This window comes from Sphingomonas sp. PP-CE-3G-477, from assembly GCF_003050745.1.
In the GTDB taxonomy this organism is placed as follows: Bacteria; Pseudomonadota; Alphaproteobacteria; order Sphingomonadales; family Sphingomonadaceae; genus Sphingomonas.
The window spans coordinates 321,351-342,048 of record NZ_QAOF01000001.1 but is presented as its reverse complement, the minus strand read 5'-3'; the positions used below and the strand labels follow the sequence as shown (position 1 = coordinate 342,048).

Genomic DNA, 20,698 nt, shown 5'->3' with positions numbered 1-20,698 from the left:
CGCGATCATGAGCGATATTTCTAGCGAGGAACAGCTTCTCGAATTCCTGTACGCCTGCCCCGTCGGGCTGATCGAATGCGACATCGCGGGCGAGATCGCGCTGATGAACCCGCATGCGATGCAGCACCTGTTGCCGCTCGCCGGCGCGCGCGATCCCGGCAACCTGTTTGCGGCGTTGGAGCAGCACGCGCCCGAGCTGCGCAGCATCGTCGCGTCCTATGCGCCGTCCACCGGCCGGATCTGCGACGGGCACCGCATCTTCGTCGATCTCGGATCACGCCGACGCACGGCCCCGCCCAAGGTGCTGGCCTGCACGCTGATGAAGCTGGGCCCCGACCGGCTGATGGCGACGCTGTCGGATATCAGCCAGCAGGTGGTCCAGGAGGAACGGCTGCGCCAGGCGGATACCTGGTTCGCGACGCTGCTCGACGGCGTCAACGACTATGCCGCGCTCACGATCACGCAGAACGGCAGGATCGAATCGGCCGACCCCTGCTTCACCCGCCAGACCGGGCATGACTGCGCAGACGTGCTCGGCCGCGATCTGACCGAGCTGCTGCACACCGAAGCGACCGGGGGCGACCTGAGGCTCGAAGAGCAACTGGTGATCGCGGGACGCGACGGGTGGCATCTGCAGGAAGGATGGCAACAACGCGCGGACGGCGAGCGCTACTGGTGCCAACGGCTGGTCGTCGCGCGCTCCGAGGGCGATGAACGCCGCGCGTCGGGTTTTTCGGTCATCCTGCGCGACGTACCGCGGCGCGAGGAAGCCGCGGAGGACGTACGCCGACTGCTGACGTGCGATCACCTGACGGGCGCGGCGAACCGCCGGCACTTCGGCCAGGTGATGGAGCGCGAGCAGGCGCATTGGCGCGAACTGCGGCAGTCGCTGTCGCTGATCGTTCTCGATCTCGACCACTTCAAATCGGTCAACGACACGCACGGCCATCCGGTCGGCGACATCCTGCTCTGTCGGGTGGCGGAGGTCTGTACCGCGCTGCTGCCGCCGCGGGGAATCTTCGCCCGGCTGGGGGGAGAAGAGTTCGGTGCCCTGCTGCCGCGCTACGACAATGACCAGGCGATGACGCTCGCCGAGGAGATGCGCACGGCGATCGCTGCGCTCGAGGTGGAAACGCCGCGCGGGCAGTTGACCGTAACCGCCAGCCTGGGCTGCGCGTCGCTGGACGAAGCCGACGGTTCGATCGATGCGCTCATCGCGCTGGCCGACAAGCGCCTGTACGTCGCGAAACAGGCAGGACGAAACCAGGTCTGTCATCACCAAGCCTCCGCCGCGTGACCATGCCGAAATTGCAGCGTGCGGCCGCGCACCGCATCGCGTGCGCCGTCGTCGCCGCCGAAGTGCGCCGCCTGCGCGATACGCCCCATCCCGACGCCGCGAAGGGGGATTGGTCCGCCTCGACGCAGATCGGCGACGAAGGACTGGGCCTGGACTCGATCGAGCAGCTTGGTGCGCTGGGGGCGCTGGCCGAAGCGTTCGACCTCGACGACAGTCTGCTGAGCGACGATCCGCCGCGGACGGTGGGCGCGTGGGTCGACTGGATCATGCAGGCACATGCGGAGGATGCCGGGGGAACCGGGCGGATGACGGTCGCCACCTCCGGCTCGACCGGCCGCCCGCGGCCCTGCATCCACGCGATCACCGACCTCCTCGACGAGGCTGCGGTGCTTGCGACACGGTTCGCCGGACGACGCCGGGTGGTCGCGCTGGTGCCGGCGCATCACCTGTACGGGATCATCTGGACCGCGTTGTTGCCCGTAACGCTGGGCGTGCCGGTCGTCGCGCGCTCGATCGGCGCACCACTCGCGTTGGCCGCGGGCGATCTGGTCGTTGCCGTACCCGATCAGTGGCAGGTGCTGTTGCGCATGGTCCGCCGCTTTCCGGACGACGTCGTCGGCGTCAGTTCGGCCGGGTCGCTCGACGACGATGTCGCGGCGGGACTGGCGGCGGCGGGCCTCGCGCGGCTCGTGGATATCTATGGCTCGTCGGAGACCGGCGGCATCGCGATGCGCGATCTGCCCGCGTCCGCATATGATCTTCTGCCACGCTGGCGGTTGGCCCCGAACGGTGACGGCGACTGGCGCCTCGTGGACCGCGATGGCCGGCTGTGCGACCTGCCGGATCATATCGAGCGTATCGGCGATCGCGCGATCCGGCCGATCGGCCGGCGAGACGGCGCGGTCCAGGTCGCAGGCCACAACGTCTGGCCGGAGCGCGTCGCGCGCGTCCTGCGAACGATCGACGGCGCCGCGGACGTCGCCGTCAGGCTGCACGCGAACGGACGCCTGAAGGCGTTCGTCGTTCCCGACAAGGATAGCGATCCCGTGCAGATCTCCGCGCGGATCGAACAGGTCGTCGCCGCGCGCCTGACCGATCCCGAACGTCCCAAGACGTATCGCTTCGGACCGGCCTTGCCGCGCAACGCGATGGGAAAACTGGAAGACTGGACATGATGCACGCACCCATCACCGCGGCCGACACGGCGCGCGCCACACCGCTGTCCCTTGCGCAGGCGTGCCGGGGCTGCCGGACGGGCGCGCCGCTCAGGAGCGCGATCACGATGGCGTTCCAGCCGATCGTCGATATCGAGACCGGGTCCGTGTTCGCCTATGAAGCGCTCGTGCGGGGAGCGGACGGTCAATCCGCCGGCGAAGTGCTGTCCGGCATCGAGCCCGACATGATCTACAAGTTCGACCAGGCGTGCCGCGTAAAGGCGATCGAACTGGCTGGCGCGCTGTTCACCCCCGATGGCGATGCGAAACTGTCGATCAATTTCATGCCCAACGCGGTATATGAGCCGAACGCGTGCATCCGTGCGTCGCTGGCTGCCGCCCGCCGCGTCGGGTTCGACCCCGGGCGGCTGATGTTCGAGTTTACCGAGAACGAGCGGATGGTCGACGTCGTCCACGTCCGACATATCATCGAATCCTATCAGGCGCGCGGGTTCACCACCGCGATCGACGACTTCGGCGCGGGCTATGCCGGGCTCGGCCTGCTCGCAGACCTGCGCCCGGACATGCTCAAGCTCGACATGGCGCTGATCCGCGGGATCGACGGCTCGGCAGCCCGCCGGACGATCGTCGCGGGCGTGGTTCGCATGGCCGACGAACTCGGCATCCGCTGCATCGCGGAGGGGATCGAGACCGCGGCGGAACTGCGGGCATTGCGCGAGATCGGTGTCCGCCTTTGCCAGGGATACCTTTTCGCGCGTCCCGCGATCGAAGTCCTGCCCGCGCCCGCATTGCCCTCGGGCACGGTGACCACGGCGGCAAATCGATAGGGCGCCGCGTCGCGCATCAAGCGGTTGGTGCGAGCAACCACCGGCAAGCCACCTGCCCGTCGTGCCGCCATCCGCCACCTCGGTGAACGATGGTGCCACGGCTTGATCGCCGACTCCGGAAACGAGCGGCACTTAATGGGCCGCAGACCGTTCGGTCGGTGACCAGAACAGGCAGAATTTCCGGATGACTGACGACCCACGCAACAGCCAGCCGACCAGCTTCCCCGGCGAGCCGCAACAACCGAGCCCCGGCCTTGTCGCGAACATGAAGACGAAACCCGATCACGGGGAGAACAGCTATGTCGGCAAAGGACTGTTGAAGGGCAAGGTCGCGCTCATCACCGGTGGAGACTCGGGCATCGGCAAGGCGGTTGCGATCGCTTATGCGCGAGAGGGTGCGGATGTCGCGATCTCCTACCTAGCGGTCGAGCAGGCCGACGCCGAAGATACGCGTGCCTGGGTCGAGAAAGCGGGACAACGCTGCGTTCTGTTGCCGGGCGACATAAGCGACCGGCGCCACTGCGTCGCTCTGGTGGAGCGTACCGTCGCGGAGCTTGGTGGGCTCGACATTCTGGTCAACAACGCTGCGGCGCAGACCATGAACGAGGATCTCGACAGCATCGACGACGAAGAGATGGAGCGCGCGTTCGCGACCAACGTGTTCGCGATGATCCGTCTCGCCAAGGCCGCGGCGCCGCATATGAAGCCTGGGTCCGCCATCGTGAACACCACCAGCGAACAGGCCAAGGTCGCGACCAAGAGCATGATCGTCTATGCGGCGACCAAAGGTGCGATCTCCAGCATGATGGTCGGGCTGTCCAACCTGCTCGTCGCGAAGGGGATACGCGTCAACGCGGTCGCGCCCGGCCCGATCTGGACACCGATCCAGCCGATCGCGAAATCGCCGGAAGAACTGGAGACGCTAGGCCAGGATACGCCGCTGGGCCGCGCGGGACAGCCTGCCGAGCTCGCCCCCGCCTATGTCCTGCTTGCCTCGTCGGAGGGAAGTTACATGACCGGCGCGGTGATCGCGGTGACCGGCGGCGTGCCGATCAACTGACCGAAGAACCGTTGCGGTCTGCGTGCAATTTCAAAAATGCGGAGACGCGAGTGCCTTGAGACATGGATCGGTAGCTGGACTATGGATCACAGTCCCAGCTTCGTCAGGGCCAATGCGATCTCGGCCTCGGCTTCGGGGGCATTCTTCCGGCTCATCCGGTTCAGCGCGGTCTGCAACCGTGCCTGCGCCACCTGCAACGTCTTGTGCCGCACCTCCCGGGTAGCGTTGGTCCGCCACGACGAGCTTTCACCGAGCAAGGCCGCCCATTTGGCCTCCTCCGCTGCCAGGATCGATAAAGCGAGCCGCAGGCCGTCGCGCTGGCCATGCGCGTAATCGTCAACCACGAACGGTCATAGCTTCAGGTCGCGCCGGGTCATTTCAGCCTGTGCGATATCCCACAACGGTGTCGGCGCGGCGCTTTTGAAGATATCCGCGAGATCGAGCAAATCATCGTCGACAAGCGCCGAGACCGACGCCTGGATCTCGGCGAGCCGCGCAGAAGCCCGGTCTCCCGTTGCGACGCGACGCTTCGTTCGTAGGTTCAGCATCGGCAATCGATAGCAGCATCGCACGTCGCACGACAGGGACCGCACGACAGCGCGCACACGCCGTCCGGACCGACTTCCGGACAGCAGCATGGCTGCGGCTTGCGGCCGTCGAAGGCGCCTCGATTTCAACGGTGGCGCCCCGGACACGACGGTCGATACATGCTGCGGGATCGCGAGGGTATGCCGATGGTTGGGGCGTCATGACATCGTCCCTCCCCAACGCGTTGGCCACTTGGTCCGAAGCACCCCGCGTTCGCTCCCTGAACGCGTGCAGCGTCCGGACCGACGGCCGCTACGTGCTATGCTGGCTTCAGCAAGCGTTGCGCGCACGCGACAATCCCGTGATCGACGCCGCGATCTGCCTCGCCAACGACCTCGGCCTGCCTGTGCTCGTCTATCACGGACTACGCGAGGATTATCCGTACGCCTCGGATCGTCTCCACCGCTTCATCCTGGGGGCAAGCCGCGACCTCGCACGCGAATGTCGGCAGCGCGGGTTGGCGTGTGTCCAGCACGTCGAACAGGCGGATGCCCGTGAAAAAGGACTCGTCTACCGCCTGGCCGCCGACAGCGCGGCCGTGATCGTCGAGGACCAGCCGACCTTCGTCGCGCGCTGGCAGTCGGAACGGTTCGCAGCGCGCACCGATCGCGCCGTAATCGCCGTCAACGCAGCCTGCCTGGTGCCGCCCGCCGTGCTTGGCGACGACATCGGCTCGACCACCGGATTTCGGCGGCGGCATCAGCCCCTGCGGGGGGACTGGAGCGCGACGGACGATCTCCACCCGGAAGCAGCAGCGTATGACGGGCCCCTGCCCTTTGCCTCGGATCGGCTCGAAGATCGTACCGATGCCGATATCGATCGCCTGATCGGGAACGCGGCGATCGATCACTCGCTGACGCTGAGCCCGCTGTTCCCGCTCGGCCGCGACGGCGCGCTTGCAATGCTCGAGAGGCTGATGGACGACATGTTGCCGAGCTATGCGGCGGTTCGCAACGACGCGACCCGCCCCGAAGGCGCCAGCATGCTGTCGCCGTATCTGCATTTCGGCGTGATCGGGCCGCGCGAGATCATGGCCACGGTCGAGGCGGCGGCGGCCCCCGTCAATGCCAAGGAGAAGTTTGCCGACGAGCTGCTGACGTGGCGCGAATGGTTCCACTATCAGGCACGCGCCTTGCCCGCGCCCGAGCAGTACGACCGGATTTCGGGATGGGCGCGCGAAACGCTCGAGGCACATTCATCGGACGAACGGCCGGACCTCGAAACGCTCGAAGCGCTACTACGCGGCGAGACGCGCGACGAAACCTGGAACGCCTGCCAGCGTCAGTTCCTGATCGATGGATGGATGCACAACAATCTCCGCATGTACTGGGGCAAGCGGATCATCGCGATGACGCCCGATCCCAAAACGGCGTGGGCCACCGCCTGTTACCTCAATGACCGACTGAGCCTCGATGGCCGTGATCCCTCGACCTATGGCAACATCGCCGCATCCTTCGGCGGCGGGTCGCCTGGCAGCGACGGACCCGCGATCTACGGCAAGGTGCCGACGCGCTCCGATGGGTCGACCCGCCGCCGTCCTGGGGGGCCAGAGTGGATCGAAGCGGCAGCCGCGCGCGCAAGGCCCGAGCCGGGCGCTGCACCACGACTGCCCGTCGAATTGTATCTGTCGGATCAGCCAGCCACCTGACTGCGATCCGGCGGGTGCGCGGCATCGACGTATCGGGTGCGTCGCAAGTCCAACTCCGATCACGCCTCGTCGAAGTCGCCGCGGGAACGACGGTCGTCGACGTTCCCGCGCGCGTTCCAGCCGGGGGCGATCCGGCCGGCGTTGTTTGTCGACGACCGTCAGTCTTGGCCCTTCATCGCGGCGGCGAGCGTCGTCCGCCACGGCGTCGTCGGGCGGCCGATCAGCGTGCTGAGCGCACGACCGTCGTCGAACAGCGAGCCTTGCGCCGCCTTCGCATCGCTTTCCGCGAGCATATCGGCGATCGGTGCCGGGAGGCCGGCGCCCTCCAGAACTCCACGATAGTCGTCCTGCGGCAAATCCTTGTAGATCACCGGCCGCCCGGCGATGTCACCGATCGCGGCAGCGAAATCGGTGAGCGTGTAGGCATCGTCTCCGGCAAGTTCGAAGATCCGCGTCTCGACCGAGCCGTCGACCAGGACCGCAGCAGCGGCATCGGCATAGTCCTCGCGGCTCGCGCTCGAGACCCGACCATCGCCCGCGCTACCGATCAGCGCACCATGTTCGATCGCAGGCGCCACGGACATGACGTAGTTCTCGGTGTACCACCCATTGCGCAGGAACGCGTGCGGCAGGCCGCTGGCCGCGATCGCGGCCTCGGTAGCGCGGTGCTCGATCGCAAGGTTCATCGGATTGGCGTCCGCATGAAGGATGCTGGTGTACGCGATATAGCCGACGCCTGCCGTCCTGGCGGCGGCGATCACCGCACCGTGCTGTGCCTCGCGCGATCCGACTTCGCTCGACGAGATCAGCAGCAGGCGATCGACCCCGGCGAGCGCGGGGACGAGCGTGGCGGGCGCATCATAGTCGAATGCACGCACGACGACGCCCCGTGCCGCGAGATCGGCCAGCTTGGACGGATTTCGCACCAGCGCAACCACCTCGGAAGGCGCGACCGTCCGGAGAAGCGCATCGATTACTAGGCGGCCAAGCTGACCGGAAGCTCCCGTTACGGCGTACATAAGGCGTTCTCCTATTTTGCAGTGTTGATGCCCGCCACGTAAGCGACTAACTTACGCAAGAGAAGTACGCACAAAAAGGTAAGTTTTGAAATGTCCGGCGATCCATCCCCCCGCCTCGCCGATCGCATGGAGCGCGGCGACGTGTTTGCGCCGCGCTGTCCGTCGCGCGAAATCCTGAAGCACGTGACGAGCAGCTGGGGGACGCTGACGCTGATCGCGCTGCTACCCGGCACACTCCGGTTCAGCGATCTGCGCCGCAGGGTCGCCGGCGTCAGCGAACGCATGCTCTCGCAGACGCTCAAGCAACTGGAGGGCGACGGGCTGGTGCACCGTCGAAGCTTCCCGGTCGTACCGCCCCGCGTCGACTATGCGCTGACCGAACAGGGCAAGCAGGCGGCGGTGCTGGTGCAGGCGCTGGCCGACTGGATCGAGGACAATCTGCCGGCGCTCGCCAGCGGTCGGGTGAACGACTGACGGCGGGATCATCCGCCCCCGGCGGTGCGAGGCGTGCCCGATATCCCGCCACGGTAGTTTGATGGCAGCGAATTCATGAAACTCCGCCCTGCCTGACCGGTTCAGTTGCGATGACCATGTTCGACGATCAAATCGCAATCGTTACCGGCGGCGAGTCCGGCATCGGCGCCGCGTGCGCCAAGGCACTGGGCGAGGCTGGTGCGCGCGTCGTGATAACCTATTTCAAGGACGAGGCGGCGGCGCAGGCGGTCTGCGCCTCGATCGGCGGCCCGGATCGCGCGATCGCGGTGCAGGTCGACGTCGGCGACGAAGCCGCAGTCGAACGGTTGTTCGCCAAGGCCGAGAGCAGTTTCGGCACGGTCAGCCTGCTGGTCAATTCCGCAGGTCTCAACATGAGCGGCGTGATGCTCGTCGACATGCCGCTTGCGCAGTTCGACCGCGTGATCCGCTCCGATCTCTACGGGCCGTTCCTGACGTGCCGGCGGCTGGTGCGCGCGCTGGAAGCGCAGGATGCGAAAGGCCGGATCGTCAACATTTCTTCGATCCACGAACGGGCCCCCCGCCCCGGTGGCGTCGACTATGACTCCGCCAAGGGTGGCCTGTCGCAACTGACCGCGACGTTGGCGCTGGAACTGGCGCCCAAGGGTATTGCGGTAAACGGCGTCGCGCCGGGCATGATCCTCACGCCGATGAACCAATCCGCGCTCGATCATCCGGAGGAACTGGCGGCGAAGGAAGCCGCGATCCCGTGGAAGCGGGCCGGACGCCCCGACGAGGTTGCCGCACTCGTCACGTTCCTGCTGTCACCCGCGGCGGACTATATCACCGGTACCACCGTGACGATCGACGGCGCGCTGTCGCTGACCGTGGCGCAGGGCGCATGACGGTCACCTACGCGGTCGAGCAACTCGCCACCGTCACCATCTCGTCCGCGTCGGTGGTCGACGACATGGATTTGATGAGCCCGTTCGTGTGGCAGGAAGGCGATCTGTACCGGATCATGGTGCGCGGCGTACCGCATCCACTCGGGCCGCATGACCCGACGGGTATCATCGCCCGTGGGGAAAGCCGCGACGGGCTGACGTTCGTGATGGATCCCGGCCTCGCGATCACGCCGGGCCCGGGCATGCAGGACATGGGGGGATGCGAAGATCCGACCGTCCTGGTGACCGGCCACGAATATCTGGTCTATTATACCGGCGTCGATGCGCCACGCAGCCAGGGCTGCATGATATTGGCCGCCGGGCGCGACCTGACCGCGCTGGTCAAGGAAGACCTTATCCTCAAGGCGCCTCCCGGCGAGGGCAACATCAAGGAAGCGACGCTCGCCCAGACCTCGTCCGGCGATTGGCGGCTGTTCTACGAATATGCCGCGGACGGCGCATCGCGAATTGGCATGGCAGGCGGGCCGACGCCGAAAGGTCCGTGGACCGTGCTGCCCGATCCCTTTGGCATACGCGACGATAGCTGGGATAACTGGCATCTTTCGACCGGGCCGATCTGGCAGGCGGACGGCCAGGACCCGGTGATGTTCTACAACGGGGCGACGCACGACGCACGCTGGCGGATCGGCTGGATCAGCTTCAGCCCCGATTTCGCGCGCGTGACGGGGCGTGGTCTCGAGCCGCTGCTGGTACCGCCCCCAGCCCTCAGCCGAGAGGCGACAGACATCGCTTTCGCCGCGTCGACGGTCGCGGACGGAAACCGGATAGCGCTGTATTACTCGCTGGAAGACCGGATGCTCCGCCGGGCACTGGTCAGCCGGTACGGCGGGTAGGACATACGGCCGGTCGTACGCGCCGCGCCAGGACGCTCGGTACGGGCACCGGATTCATACGCGGATTTGGATCGATAAGCGCTTTACTCAAGCAATACACCGCGTACACTGCTTCCCGAACCGGAAGAGGTGCTCATGCTCGATCTCGAAAACGTCACGCACGTCTACGCCAACGGGACGAGGGCACTCGATGCGGTGACGCTGCACGTTCCCAAGGGAATGTTCGGGCTGCTGGGGCCGAACGGGGCGGGCAAGTCGACGCTGATGCGGACCGTCGCCACGTTGCAGACGCCGACCGAGGGCACGATCCGCTTCGGCGATATCGACGTGATTGCGAAACCCGAGGCGTTGCGCGAGCGGCTCGGGTATCTGCCGCAGGATTTCGGCGTCTACCCGCGTGTGTCCGCGTATGACATGCTCGATCACATGGCGGTGCTGAAGGGCGTGGCATCGGCGCAGGAGCGCAAGGAAACCGTCGAGACGTTGCTCGAACAGACCAATCTCTGGGCGGTCCGCAAGAAGGCGATCGCCGGATTTTCAGGCGGCATGCGACAGCGTTTCGGCATCGCGCAGGCGCTGATCGGCAACCCCGAACTCATCATCGTCGACGAACCGACCGCCGGGCTTGATCCCGAAGAGCGCAACCGGTTTCTCAACCTGCTTGCCGAGATCGGCGAAAACGTCGTCGTGATCCTGTCGACGCATATCGTCGAGGATGTGTCGGACCTGTGCCCGCGGATGGCGGTGCTGGCCGCCGGGCGAATCCAGCTGGAGGGCGCGCCCCTCGATCTAATCGCGAAGACCCGCGGCGCGGTGTGGGCGAAGACGATCGGGCGCGACGAACTCGACGAATGCCGGCTGCGCTACGAGATCATCTCGACGCGGTTGTTCGCGGGTCGCACGATCATCCACATCCTCTCCTCCGACGATCCTGGCGACGGTTTCACCGCGGCCGCAGGCGGACTGGAGGACGTCTATTTCTCCACGCTGGCGCGATCGCGGCGGGTGCCGGCAAGCGAACCCGTTTCCTCGACCGTGGCAGCATAGCGGTGTTCGGCCAGATCGCCCGGTTCGAGCTGCGCTATCAGTTACGCAACCCCGTGTTCTGGGTGGTTGCGATCCTGTTCTTCCTGCTGACCTTCGGGTCGATGACGGTGGAGCAGATCCAGATCGGCAGCGGCGCCAACATACACAAGAACGCACCCGTCGCGATCGCGCAGGTGCATTTGATCATGTCGCTGTTCTTCATGTTCGTGACGACCGCGTTCGTCGCCAACGTGATCGTGCGGGACGACGAAAGCGGGTTCGGACCGATGGTCCGATCCACGCGCGTCAGCAAGTTCGACTATCTGATCGCGCGCTTCCTCGGCGCGTTCGGTGCCGCCACGCTCGCCTTCGCCGCGATCCCGCTTGCGATCTGGCTCGGTTCGCTGATGCCCTGGGTCGATTCGGAGACGCTCGGCCCGAACCGGCTGAAGGATTATGCCTATGCGTATTTCCTGCTGGCCCTGCCCAACGTCTTCCTGACGTCGGCGATCTTCTTCGCGGTCGCGACGGCGACGCGGTCGATGATGTACAGCTATCTCGGCGTCGTCGTGTTCCTGATGCTGTATCTGGCGATCAACGCGGTACTGCGCGCAAAGCCCGAATGGCGGGCGACCGGCGCCTATTTCGAGCTGTTCGGGTTTGGCGCGTTCGGTACGACGACGCGCTATTGGACCGCGAGCGAAGCCAATGGCGGCATGCCGCCGTTCACCGGCGTGCTGCTGGCCAACCGGGCGATCGCGATCGCCATCGGACTGGTAGCGGTCGGGATCGCCTATGCCCGGTTCAGCTTTGCCGAACGGGGCGTGTCGAAGCGCAAGCTGCGCAAGCAGGCGCGTACTGCGGCGCGGCTCGCTGCCACGCCACCGCTGATCGTCGACCGCCTGCCCGCGGCACGTCCGCAAGATGCCGCATGGGCGCGAATGCTGTCCCGCTGCAAATTCGAGATGGCGCTGGTGTTCCGCAGCCCGGCGTTCCTCGTGCTGCTGCTCATCGGGCTGTTCAATTCGCTTGGCGGCCTTCTGTTCGCCAACGAGATGTTCGGCGCGCCGATCCGCCAGCTGACCTTCGCGGTGATCGGCACGCTGCAGGGCAGTTTCAGCATCATCCCGCTGATCATCGCGATCTATTATTCGGGCGAACTCGTCTGGCGGGACCGCGAACGCGGCATGCACGAGATCGTCGATGCGACCTCGCTGCCGAACTGGGCGTATCTGGTGCCCAAGGTGCTGGCGGTGACGCTGGTGCTGTTCGCGACGTTGCTCGTGTCGGTGATCACCGCATGCATCGTCCAGCTCGCGCGCGGCCAGACCGATCTCGCGCTCGGTCATTACCTGCTCTGGTATCTGCTGCCGATGACGGTGGACGTGCTGCTGCTCGCGATCCTGGCCGTGTTCATCCAGGCCATCAGTCCCAATAAATATGTCGGTTGGGCGGTGATGGTCGTCTACCTCGTGGCCACGATCACGCTCAGCAACATCGGTTTCGAGCACCCGCTCTACCAATATGGCAGCACGGGTAACACGCAGCTGTCCGACATGAACGGCGACCAGATCGGCGGTCCTGCCGGCTGGTGGCTCAGGCTGTACTGGGGCGGTGTCGCGGTTGCGCTCGGCGTGATCGCGCACCTGCTGTGGCGCCGCGGGACCGAGACCCGGCTCAAGGCACGGCTGGTGCATCTGCCCCGTCGGCTGCTCGGGGTGCCCGGCGCGATCATGGCGGTGGCGCTGTGCGTCACGGCAGCAACGGGCGCGTTCCTGTATCACGACATGGATGTCGTGAACGTCTATCGGACTAAACAGGAAGGCGAGGCGCGGCAGGCGCTCTACGAGAAGAAATACCTCAAATACCTCGCCCTTAAACAGCCTTCCATCACCGACATGCGCCTGAGCGTGGCGTTGTACCCCGAACAGCGGCGGATGGTGGCGAGCGGTACCTACGCCTTCGTCAACGACACCGGCGCGCCGCTTCGCGATCTTCACGTCCGCATGATGGACGACCTGACTCACCTGCGCGCGGTGACGGTACCCGGTGCGACGGTCGTGATGAACGACGCGGACCTGCAATACCGCATCTACCGCTTCGCACGTCCGATGGCACCCGGCGCCAGGGGAACGATGACGTTCCGCACGGACCGCTGGCAGCGCGGGCTCGTCGCCAACAACGACGATACCCGTCTCGTCGGAAACGGGACCTTCCTCAACAACGGCGAATTCGCGCCACGGTTCGGGATGGACAAGAACGGCCTGTTGCAGGACCGCGCCAAGCGCCGCAAATACGGTCTCACCCCCGAACTGCGTCCCGCCAAGCTGGAGGACCGGTCGGCCCAGGCTCGCAACCTGATCGTCAACGCGCCCTGGGTGCATTCCGACATCACCGTTTCGACGACCGCAGGCCAGACGCCGATCGCGCCCGGCGACAAGGTGGCCGACAGCACGGTCGGCGGACGCCGCACCGCGCGCTTCGTCTCGCGCGCACCGATCCTCGCGTTCTTCTCGGTCCAGTCCGCCGCCTATGCGGAGAAATCACGACGCGCCGACGGCACGGCGCTGACGGTGTTCTACGATCCGCAGCACGCGTTCAACGTCGATCGCATGCTCGACGCGATGCAGCGCTCGCTCGCCTATTACCGCGCCAATTTCGGGCCCTATCAGTTCGACTACGCGCGGATCATCGAGTTTCCCGGCTACCAGAGCTTCGCGCAGGCCTTTGCCGGTACCATCCCCTATTCCGAACGCATCGGCTTCATCGCCGATACCCGCAATCCCGACACGATCGACTATGTCAGCTACGTCACCGCGCACGAACTCGGCCATCAATATTGGGGCCATCAACTGATCGGCGCGGATATGCAGGGCGGATCGATGCTCATCGAAACGATGGCGCAATATTCCGCGCTGATGGTGATGAAGCACGAATATGGCGACGACAAGATCCGCCGCTTCCTGAAATACGAACTCGACTCGTATCTGCGCTCGCGCGGCGGCGAGGTCGTCGAGGAAGTTCCGCTCGATCGCGTCGAGAACCAGGGATACATCCATTACCGCAAGGGCTCGCTCGCGGTGTACCTGTTGCAGGATCGGCTGGGCGAGGACCGCGTCAACGCGATGCTCCGCGACCTGCTCAATCGCTACCGGTTCAAGGGCGCGCCCTATCCCCGCTCGCTCGATCTCGTCGACGGCTTCCTGTCGCTCGCGCGCAATCCGGCCGAACGCCAACTCGTGCTCAACCTGCTCGATCGCATCACCGTGTACGATCTGAAAGCATCGGCTGCGACGACCCGCAAACTGGCGGACGGCACCTACGAAACCATACTCACGCTCGACGCCGGCAAGGTCTATGCGAACGGCGCCGGGGTGGAGAAAGCCGCGCCGCTGAAGGACGATATCGATGTCGGCCTGTTCGACCAGCGCCCCGGCCTCGGCAGCTTTGCCGCGAAGGACGTGATCCTCAAGGAGCGCCGGCCGATCGTGTCGGGTACGCAGACCGTACGGATCGTCTCCAAGCGTCGCCCGGCGTTTGCCGGTATCGATCCCTATACGCTGTACGTCGATCGCAACAGCGACGACAATGTCGTAGCGGTCACGGACAGATGATCGCGGTTCGCTTCCGGAACGATACCGCGGACGGCGAGATGGTGGAGCTTGGCGAGCGCGCGCATTGATCACGCCTGCGCGCGCGATTGCCGGGCTGCATTGCCGGGCTACATCGCCAGCGCCTTGTCGTAGCCGGTCAGTTCCAGATAGCCGCGGCCTCCGGGCGTCCGCACCGCGCCCTCCCAATAGACGGGCAGTCCGCTTCGCCGTGCGTCGAGTTCCTGCGCGGCGAACATCGGCGTCAGCCGGCGGGTCGTGACCTTGCCGCCGACCCTGATGCTGAGATCCTGCATGACCGGATAGACGGCGCCGGTCGCGCGGCTCCGCCATGTCGCGACTGGCCGGAAGGCCACGTCGCCGGGTCCGAGCACCATGGTCCGCCCATCGGCACGGCGTAGCGCGCCGCCCGCCCACAAAGTGCCGCCGCCCTTGCGCCGTATCCCGAACGCCATCAGCGCGGAGCCGTCGTCGAAATTGAGGCCGGTCCAGTCCCAGCCTTGCGCGGCCGGGGCAAGGTAGTTGGACGACCATTCGCGATCGAGCCATGCTTCGCCGGTGACCGCGACGGGGCGGCCGGCGCGCGTGACGGTGCCCGCGACACGCAGATGCGGGATCGAGTAATAATAGCTCGCTTCCTCCGGGCGCGGCCCCTTCCGGCTATAGCCGCCCTGCCCCTGCGGCAGCGGTGGCTGGGTCGGCTGGAAGGCGAGCGCGAGTTGAAAGCCATCCGCCGTCACGCGCGTGCGCCAGCGGCCATCCGCGCCTCGGCGAAGCTGCCAGTCGCGGATCGCCACGTCCGCATCGTCGGTCCGCGCCGATGCCAGACCGAAGCCCTGCCGCGCGGCGCGCTCGCCGTGGAGCAGGCGCCCGGTCGCCGGGTCGGACAGCGCGGCGTGCGCGAAGAGCACCTGCCGCGCCGCGAACCGGCTCGGGTTTGCGGGATCGACGGGGGGCCGCGTGCGGAAGAAGGTCACCTGGAAACCGAGATGCTTGCCATCTGCGGTTTTCAGCCAGCCGGTGACGTACCACCATTCGGTCCGGAACGCCGGATGCGCGCCGTGGTCGCCGGGAAAGCGCAGTACGATACCCGGCTTCACCTGCGGATACGGCGTGGCCGCGGGTGCCGCCACGGCAACCGCGGCCAGCAAGCCGGCCATCATCAACGTGCGCCGCATCACCAATCCTCCCGAACCGACGTGATCGCGCTGCGCGCCGTCGCGCGTCGCCCTGCCAGCACCGCAGTCAATGCCGCCGCACCGGTCAGCGCCGCGGCCACGCCGAACAGCGTGCCGACCGGGATGCGCGTCGTCATCGTCCAGTTGAACGACTGCGGGTTGATGACGTGGATCAGCACTTGTGCCAGCACCAGCCCCAGGCCGATGCCCGCCAGCGCCCCCGTCAACCCGACGATCGCACCCTCCGTCGCCAGCATCGACATCAGCTGGCGGCGGGTCAGGCCGAGGTGCCGGAGCATGCCGAATTCGCGTTCGCGCGCGATCGTCTGTGCGGACATCGTCGCCGCGACACCCGCCAACCCGACCAGGATCGCCACCGCCTCGAGCAGGTAGGTGACGGCAAAGCTGCGGTCGAACAGCGTGAGCGCGAGTTTTCGCAAGGTTGCCGGCCGGGTGATTTCGACCTGTTCGCGCAGCGCCGTGGGAAGCCGCGCGGTCAGGCCCGCGGCAACGCGATCGGCGTCCTGTCCGGGCGTCACCATCACCGATATCTCGTCGCGCCCCTCGTCGCCGGTAAGGCGCTGATAATCCGCCTCGTCGATCAGCACCGCGCCCGCCTGCCGGCCGTAATCGCGCCAGACGCCGGCGACGAAAAAGCGTGTACGGCCGGCGATGGGCAACGCGATCGTGTCGCCCGGCTCCCAGCCGTACAGACGCTGAGCGGGCTCGGACACCCAGACCGGCAACGCGCCGGCCGGCACGCTCGGCGCACGATCGATCAGCACCAGCAGGGGATCGCGGCCGTTGCGCTCGGGCCGCGCGATCAGGCTGACCGGGGGGCGGTCGGCGGCGATCGTCAGCGGCAGCTGCCGGCTGAAGGCGACGCGTGCGATCCCGGGCGTCGCGGCGAGCCTCGTACGCGTCGCCGGATCGAACGATGCTCCCGCCGTCGTTCGCGCATACAGGTCGGCACCGAGCACGTCGCCCAGCCAGTCGTCGACCGCGCCCCGGAAGCTTGTCACCATTGTCGCCATCGCGATCATCAGCGCGGTCGAGGCGACGATCCCGCACAACGCGGTGGCCGCTTCGCCGGGCGCGCCGTGCAGATGGCGCACGGCCAGCAGGCGCGGCACGTTCGCTGCGCCGCGACGAGCGAGCGGCGCGAGCAACGTCCGCGCGAACCACGGCACGCCCGCCACGCCCCCCGCGAGCATCAGCGCCATCCCCGCAAAGCCGAACAGCGGCAGCCCGCCGACCGCGGGCAAGACCGCCGCGCCGGCGCCTGCGACGAGCAAGGCTGCGGCCGGCCACCACGCGATCCGCTGCCGGGGATCGATCACGTCGCCGACGTTCTTGAGCGCGGCGGCCGGTGCGGCGCGTGCCGCGACGCGCGCGGGCAACGCGCTCCCCAGGCACGCCGCGAGCAGGCCGAGGGCGAAAAAGACCATCGCGGCCAGCGGTTGGAACACGACCTGCGAATGGCCCCCGGCGAAATACCCCGCGCCGAGATCGCCCCCGAAACAGTGCAGCGCCGCCCATGCCAGGCCGTAGCCCGCCAGCAATCCGACCGCCGACCCGACCACGCCGATCGCGACGCCTTCGACGACGACCGCCGCCATTACGCCACCGCGCGGCATGCCCAGCGTCCGCAGCAGCGCGAACGCACGCTGGCGACGCACCACCGACAGCGATTGCGCGGAATACACCAGGAAGCCGCCCGTCAGCAGCGCAACCAGCGCCAGCATGTCGAGGTTGACGCGATAGGCGCGCGACAGGGCGTCACCCTGCGCATTCTGCTTCTCGGGGGTGGAGAGCACGGCATCCGCCGGCAACAGCGCACGCAGCGCGGGCTCGGCCGCGGCGCGATCGGACAGCGCGAGGTCGAGCCGGTCGATCCGGCCCAGCCTGCCGAACCGCCATTGCGCCGCGGCGATGTCGATCACGCCGATCGTCGCATCGTCGGTGGCGGGCAGCGTACCCGCGATCCGCAACGGCACCGTCCGGCCGTTCGCGACGACCGTGACCACCGATCCTACCCGTGCTCCGGTTTGCATCAGCGCACGGCGCGAAAGGAACAGCGCAGCCTCGTCGAAGACGGCATCGTTCTGCGTATCCGGTCCAGAGGCACGCAAGCCGATCAGCGACGGGGTGACCGCCGCGGCGCGGATCACGTCGACCCCCAGCAGCGTGACGCGAACGCGGCCGATCCGCGCATCCAGGCTGACGACCGGACTGGTGTCGGCGACGCCACCCGCGGTCGCCACCCGCGGGTAGACGCGTTCGTCGAAGCCGAGCGGACTGGTCGCGCGGATCGACAGTTCGGCGGCGCCGCTGATCCCGCGCATCGCCCCGTCGAACGAGGCCAGCGCGGACCCGTTGACGAGGTGGACGGCAAAGCCCAGCGCGACGCCGACCGCGATCGACACCGCGGTCATCAGGAAGCGCGCGGGATGGAAGCGCCACTCGCCACCGATCAGCCAGCGCAGCGCAAGCCTGCCCGAAAATCCCCCGGCCCGATCAGCCACGCCGGTCGACCAACCCTTCCGCCCCGAGCGTCAGCACGCGGTCCGCCATCGCGGCACTCGCCTCCGAATGCGTCACCATCACGCCGGCCGCGCCATGCCCCCGCACCGCGTCGGCAAACAGCGCCAGCACGCGCGCCGCAGTCTCCGGATCGAGGTTCCCGGTCGGCTCGTCCGCCAGGATCAGCGCGGGCCGGTGCACCAGCGCGCGCGCGATCGCGACGCGTTGCAGTTCGCCCCCCGAAAGATCGCGGGCATAGCCATCGCCTCGCCCGCCCAGGCCGACAGCATCGAGCATATGCTCGGCACGGCGATCGGCGGCCGCAGCGTCCGGCGATACCAAGGCGAGCGGCAGCGCGACGTTCTGGCGCAAGGTCAGATAGGGCAGGATATGGAAGGCCTGGAACACGAAGCCGATCCGTTCCCGACGAAGCCTGGTGCGCGCGGTTTCGTCGAGCGCGGCCAGGTCGACGCCATCGATCGCGACGCTGCCGCCATCCGCGTCGTCGAGACCGGCGAGGATGTTGAGCAACGTCGATTTGCCGACCCCGGACTCGCCGATGATCGCCACGAGTTCACCACCGCGAACCGCCAGATCGAGGTTTCGAAACAGTCGGCGCGGGCCCGGCACCGACTTGGTCAGCGCCCGCACGTCGAGGAGGGGGGCCGGGTCCAGAGGGGTCGTGTCGAAAGGGACCCTGGCCCCGTCGGTCTCACCAGAAGAAATCTCGCGCGCGCTCATGGATACTCCTGCGGTCCGCCGTCTGATCGACCACGCAAGATGGTACAACCGGCCGTCGCCTTCTGTTCCCGCAAATCTCCCGCTCCACGATCTTATCAGCGAAAACCACTGTAGGCGCGACAGGGCTCGTGGCAGAGGCTTCACGAAAATCGAGACGATGACGAGGCGGGAACGGAAGATGGACGTCGGTACCAGGATCAACGAGGTCGGGCTGCTCGTCCGCGATGGCGGCGCATTCTATCTGCGTCGTGACGCCGGTGGCCGGTTCGAACTCGAGCTGCACCGCACGCCCGTCGACCTCGTCGAAAAACGCGTGCGCCTGATCGGCACGCTCGTCGGCCCCGACCTCGTCAACGCCGACGGTGTCTCGCCGGCGTGAACCGCTATCGGCCGGGAAACGCTGGATACCGATCTGAGACGGTGCCGTATTGCGTAGGGCGCCGAACCGCGCTTAGGCTGGCGCGATGGAAAACACAGCCTCCCCGCTCGATCTGTTCACGCGGCTCGAAATCGCTCTCGAAGAACGCAGCGAAGCCGCCGATGCATTCGACCTGTTCAAACAGGACGCCGTGATGGCGCATGCGCCCGCGCCGGGCGACGAGCCCGCCGTCACCAGCGTCGAGGCGGCAGATGCCGCGGCTGGCGAAGTCGACATGTTCAGCGCCGAAGTCCGCGACCTGCTCAACACCGCGTCCGATGCGGATCTCACGAACGCCTATACGCAATCCGGTGGCGAAGTCGGCCATCCCGTCGCCGAAGCACTGCTCGGCGAGATCAAGCGTCGTGGCCTCGGATCCTGATCGATGTGTAATCGCGCTCGGTTCGACGGCGAACCGGAGACTATCACCGAGCGCTTCGGTGCGGACTGGCTGACGACGAAGCCGATGGACAACCGGTTCGATCCGAAGGAACTGCGTCCGTTCGGCAGGGCCTATGTCGTGCGCAACGATGGCGGGCGTCGCGGGCTCGACGTGATGGAGTGGGACGTCCTGGCCGGTCAGGCGAGGCAGGCCGGTCGCAAGGTCGCGCAGACGAACGTGCGCAGCCTCCACCTTCCGCAATGGCGTTCGCTCGTCACCGATCCGGCGAACCGGTGCCTCATTCCGCTGACCGAATTCTGCGAATGGGCGCGCCAGCCGACCGATCTCGGCGACGGCAAGAAGCCGATCAAGGGCGAGATGTGGTTTGCGGTCACCGACCAGCCGGTGTTCGCGGTTGCCGGCTTCTGGCGTCAGGTCGGCGATCAGCGCTATTTCGCCATGGTGACGTGCGACACCAACGCGCTCGTCGCGCCGATCCATCCGAAGGCGATGATCACGATCCTCCGCCCCGACGACCAAGAACGCTGGCTGACCGGCAGCTACGACGATGCCGTCGCGCTACAGCGTCCGTATCCGGCGGGCGCGATGACCGTGCGTGGCCCGGTATTCCCGACGCGTGAGGCCGCCTGACCGATCGGTGATGGACCTACCCGATCCGCGCGGTCGCGGGGGGCCCGAGCGCATCGAGCGCCTCGGAGATGAGCGCTGCGACCACAGTCCACCCCAGGCTGTCGGCTTCGGCCAGCGCATCTTCGAGATGCTCGCGGAGGCGTTGATCAGGTTCAAGCGTGCGTTGTGGCACCGATGCAGCCCCGTGAACTCGGTTTTGGACGATTGCTTCGCCCGCAGAATGTTGCGATTTTCGCGCCACGTCAATTGGTGCGAAGAGGACGACGGCCGAAACCGGGACGGCGCATGGCACCAGCCGCGATC

The 20,698-nt window shown here is 66.9% G+C and carries 20 protein-coding genes; 13 read left to right on the top strand and 7 right to left on the bottom strand.

Annotated features, from left to right (window positions below):
- Window positions 1–7: 7 nt before the first annotated feature.
- The 4 genes from C8J45_RS01490 (at window position 8) to C8J45_RS01475 (ending at window position 4,359) form a co-directional block, all read left to right on the top strand.
- Window positions 8–1,297, top strand: a complete 1,290-nt coding sequence (locus tag C8J45_RS01490) for a sensor domain-containing diguanylate cyclase (RefSeq protein ID WP_181321060.1) — start codon at window positions 8–10, stop codon at window positions 1,295–1,297.
- A 2-nt stretch (window positions 1,298–1,299) separates the two neighbouring features.
- Window positions 1,300–2,472 carry an AMP-binding protein gene (locus tag C8J45_RS01485; RefSeq protein ID WP_107961614.1) on the top strand — a complete coding sequence of 391 codons (1,173 nt, stop codon included), beginning with the start codon at window positions 1,300–1,302 and terminating at the stop codon, window positions 2,470–2,472.
- A 107-nt stretch (window positions 2,473–2,579) separates the two neighbouring features.
- Entirely contained in the window at window positions 2,580–3,299 is a 720-nt protein-coding gene (locus C8J45_RS01480; RefSeq protein ID WP_219907348.1) for an EAL domain-containing protein, read from the top strand.
- A gap of 184 nt (window positions 3,300–3,483) precedes the next feature.
- Window positions 3,484–4,359 (top strand): SDR family oxidoreductase, encoded by an 876-nt coding sequence (locus C8J45_RS01475; RefSeq protein WP_107961613.1) that lies wholly within the window; start codon window positions 3,484–3,486, stop codon window positions 4,357–4,359.
- A gap of 86 nt (window positions 4,360–4,445) precedes the next feature.
- Here the strand turns inward: C8J45_RS01475 and C8J45_RS01470 are convergent, their stop codons facing one another.
- Window positions 4,446–4,703, bottom strand: a complete 258-nt coding sequence (locus C8J45_RS01470) for a hypothetical protein (protein WP_107961612.1) — start codon at window positions 4,701–4,703, stop codon at window positions 4,446–4,448.
- A gap of 6 nt (window positions 4,704–4,709) precedes the next feature.
- Window positions 4,710–4,907, bottom strand: coding sequence for a hypothetical protein (locus C8J45_RS01465; protein ID WP_107961611.1), 198 nt, complete (start codon window positions 4,905–4,907; stop codon window positions 4,710–4,712).
- A gap of 200 nt (window positions 4,908–5,107) precedes the next feature.
- Here C8J45_RS01465 and C8J45_RS01460 point away from each other — a divergent pair, with 200 nt between their 5' ends.
- Window positions 5,108–6,595, top strand: a complete 1,488-nt coding sequence (locus C8J45_RS01460; protein ID WP_107961610.1) for a deoxyribodipyrimidine photo-lyase — start codon at window positions 5,108–5,110, stop codon at window positions 6,593–6,595.
- A gap of 158 nt (window positions 6,596–6,753) precedes the next feature.
- Here C8J45_RS01460 and C8J45_RS01455 read toward each other — a convergent pair whose 3' ends face one another.
- Window positions 6,754–7,614: an SDR family oxidoreductase gene (locus tag C8J45_RS01455; RefSeq protein WP_107961609.1), complete on the bottom strand. Its 861-nt coding sequence runs from the start codon at window positions 7,612–7,614 to the stop codon at window positions 6,754–6,756.
- Between the two features lie 90 nt (window positions 7,615–7,704).
- Here C8J45_RS01455 and C8J45_RS01450 point away from each other — a divergent pair, with 90 nt between their 5' ends.
- From C8J45_RS01450 to C8J45_RS01430, 5 genes are all read left to right on the top strand, one after another.
- Window positions 7,705–8,088 carry a helix-turn-helix domain-containing protein gene (locus tag C8J45_RS01450; protein WP_107961608.1) on the top strand — a complete coding sequence of 128 codons (384 nt, stop codon included), beginning with the start codon at window positions 7,705–7,707 and terminating at the stop codon, window positions 8,086–8,088.
- A gap of 116 nt (window positions 8,089–8,204) precedes the next feature.
- Entirely contained in the window at window positions 8,205–8,972 is a 768-nt protein-coding gene (locus tag C8J45_RS01445; protein ID WP_374956410.1) for an SDR family NAD(P)-dependent oxidoreductase, read from the top strand.
- Complete coding sequence (locus C8J45_RS01440) at window positions 8,969–9,865, top strand: glycosidase (protein WP_107961606.1); 897 nt, start codon at window positions 8,969–8,971, stop codon at window positions 9,863–9,865. Before C8J45_RS01445 ends, C8J45_RS01440 begins: the two co-directional genes overlap by 4 nt.
- Window positions 9,866–10,000: 135 nt before the next feature.
- A complete protein-coding gene (locus C8J45_RS01435; RefSeq protein WP_107961605.1) occupies window positions 10,001–10,912 on the top strand; it encodes an ABC transporter ATP-binding protein in 912 nt (303 codons plus the stop codon).
- Window positions 10,913–10,914: 2 nt separating this feature from the next.
- Window positions 10,915–14,505, top strand: coding sequence for a M1 family aminopeptidase (locus tag C8J45_RS01430; RefSeq protein WP_107961604.1), 3,591 nt, complete (start codon window positions 10,915–10,917; stop codon window positions 14,503–14,505).
- 107 nt (window positions 14,506–14,612) lie between these two features.
- Here C8J45_RS01430 and C8J45_RS01425 read toward each other — a convergent pair whose 3' ends face one another.
- Genes C8J45_RS01425 through C8J45_RS01415 form a run of 3 tightly spaced genes read right to left on the bottom strand, consistent with a single transcriptional unit; the run spans window position 14,613 to window position 18,944 of the window.
- The gene (locus C8J45_RS01425; RefSeq protein WP_107961603.1) at window positions 14,613–15,680 is read right to left on the bottom strand and encodes a lipocalin-like domain-containing protein; all 1,068 of its coding nucleotides are present in this window, start codon (window positions 15,678–15,680) and stop codon (window positions 14,613–14,615) included.
- Window positions 15,680–18,205: an FtsX-like permease family protein gene (locus tag C8J45_RS01420; protein ID WP_107961602.1), complete on the bottom strand. Its 2,526-nt coding sequence runs from the start codon at window positions 18,203–18,205 to the stop codon at window positions 15,680–15,682. Before C8J45_RS01420 ends, C8J45_RS01425 begins: the two co-directional genes overlap by 1 nt.
- Entirely contained in the window at window positions 18,198–18,944 is a 747-nt protein-coding gene (locus C8J45_RS01415) for an ABC transporter ATP-binding protein (RefSeq protein WP_258191220.1), read from the bottom strand. The genes C8J45_RS01420 and C8J45_RS01415 overlap by 8 nt, the downstream gene beginning before the upstream one ends.
- Window positions 18,945–19,122: 178 nt before the next feature.
- Between C8J45_RS01415 and C8J45_RS01410 the strand changes: the two genes are divergently transcribed.
- The 3 genes from C8J45_RS01410 to C8J45_RS01400 all read left to right on the top strand — a co-directional run bounded on the left by C8J45_RS01410 (window position 19,123) and on the right by C8J45_RS01400 (window position 20,395).
- Window positions 19,123–19,323, top strand: a complete 201-nt coding sequence (locus tag C8J45_RS01410; protein ID WP_107961601.1) for a DUF5818 domain-containing protein — start codon at window positions 19,123–19,125, stop codon at window positions 19,321–19,323.
- Between the two features lie 85 nt (window positions 19,324–19,408).
- Window positions 19,409–19,744 carry a hypothetical protein gene (locus C8J45_RS01405; RefSeq protein ID WP_107961600.1) on the top strand — a complete coding sequence of 112 codons (336 nt, stop codon included), beginning with the start codon at window positions 19,409–19,411 and terminating at the stop codon, window positions 19,742–19,744.
- Window positions 19,745–19,747: 3 nt separating this feature from the next.
- On the top strand, window positions 19,748–20,395 hold the full coding sequence (locus C8J45_RS01400) for an SOS response-associated peptidase family protein (RefSeq protein ID WP_107961599.1): 648 nt from the start codon (window positions 19,748–19,750) through the stop codon (window positions 20,393–20,395).
- 16 nt (window positions 20,396–20,411) lie between these two features.
- On the opposite strand, the gene C8J45_RS19045 is transcribed toward C8J45_RS01400, so the two are convergent.
- Complete coding sequence (locus C8J45_RS19045; RefSeq protein ID WP_181321059.1) at window positions 20,412–20,567, bottom strand: hypothetical protein; 156 nt, start codon at window positions 20,565–20,567, stop codon at window positions 20,412–20,414.
- Between the last annotated feature and the right edge of the window lie 131 nt (window positions 20,568–20,698).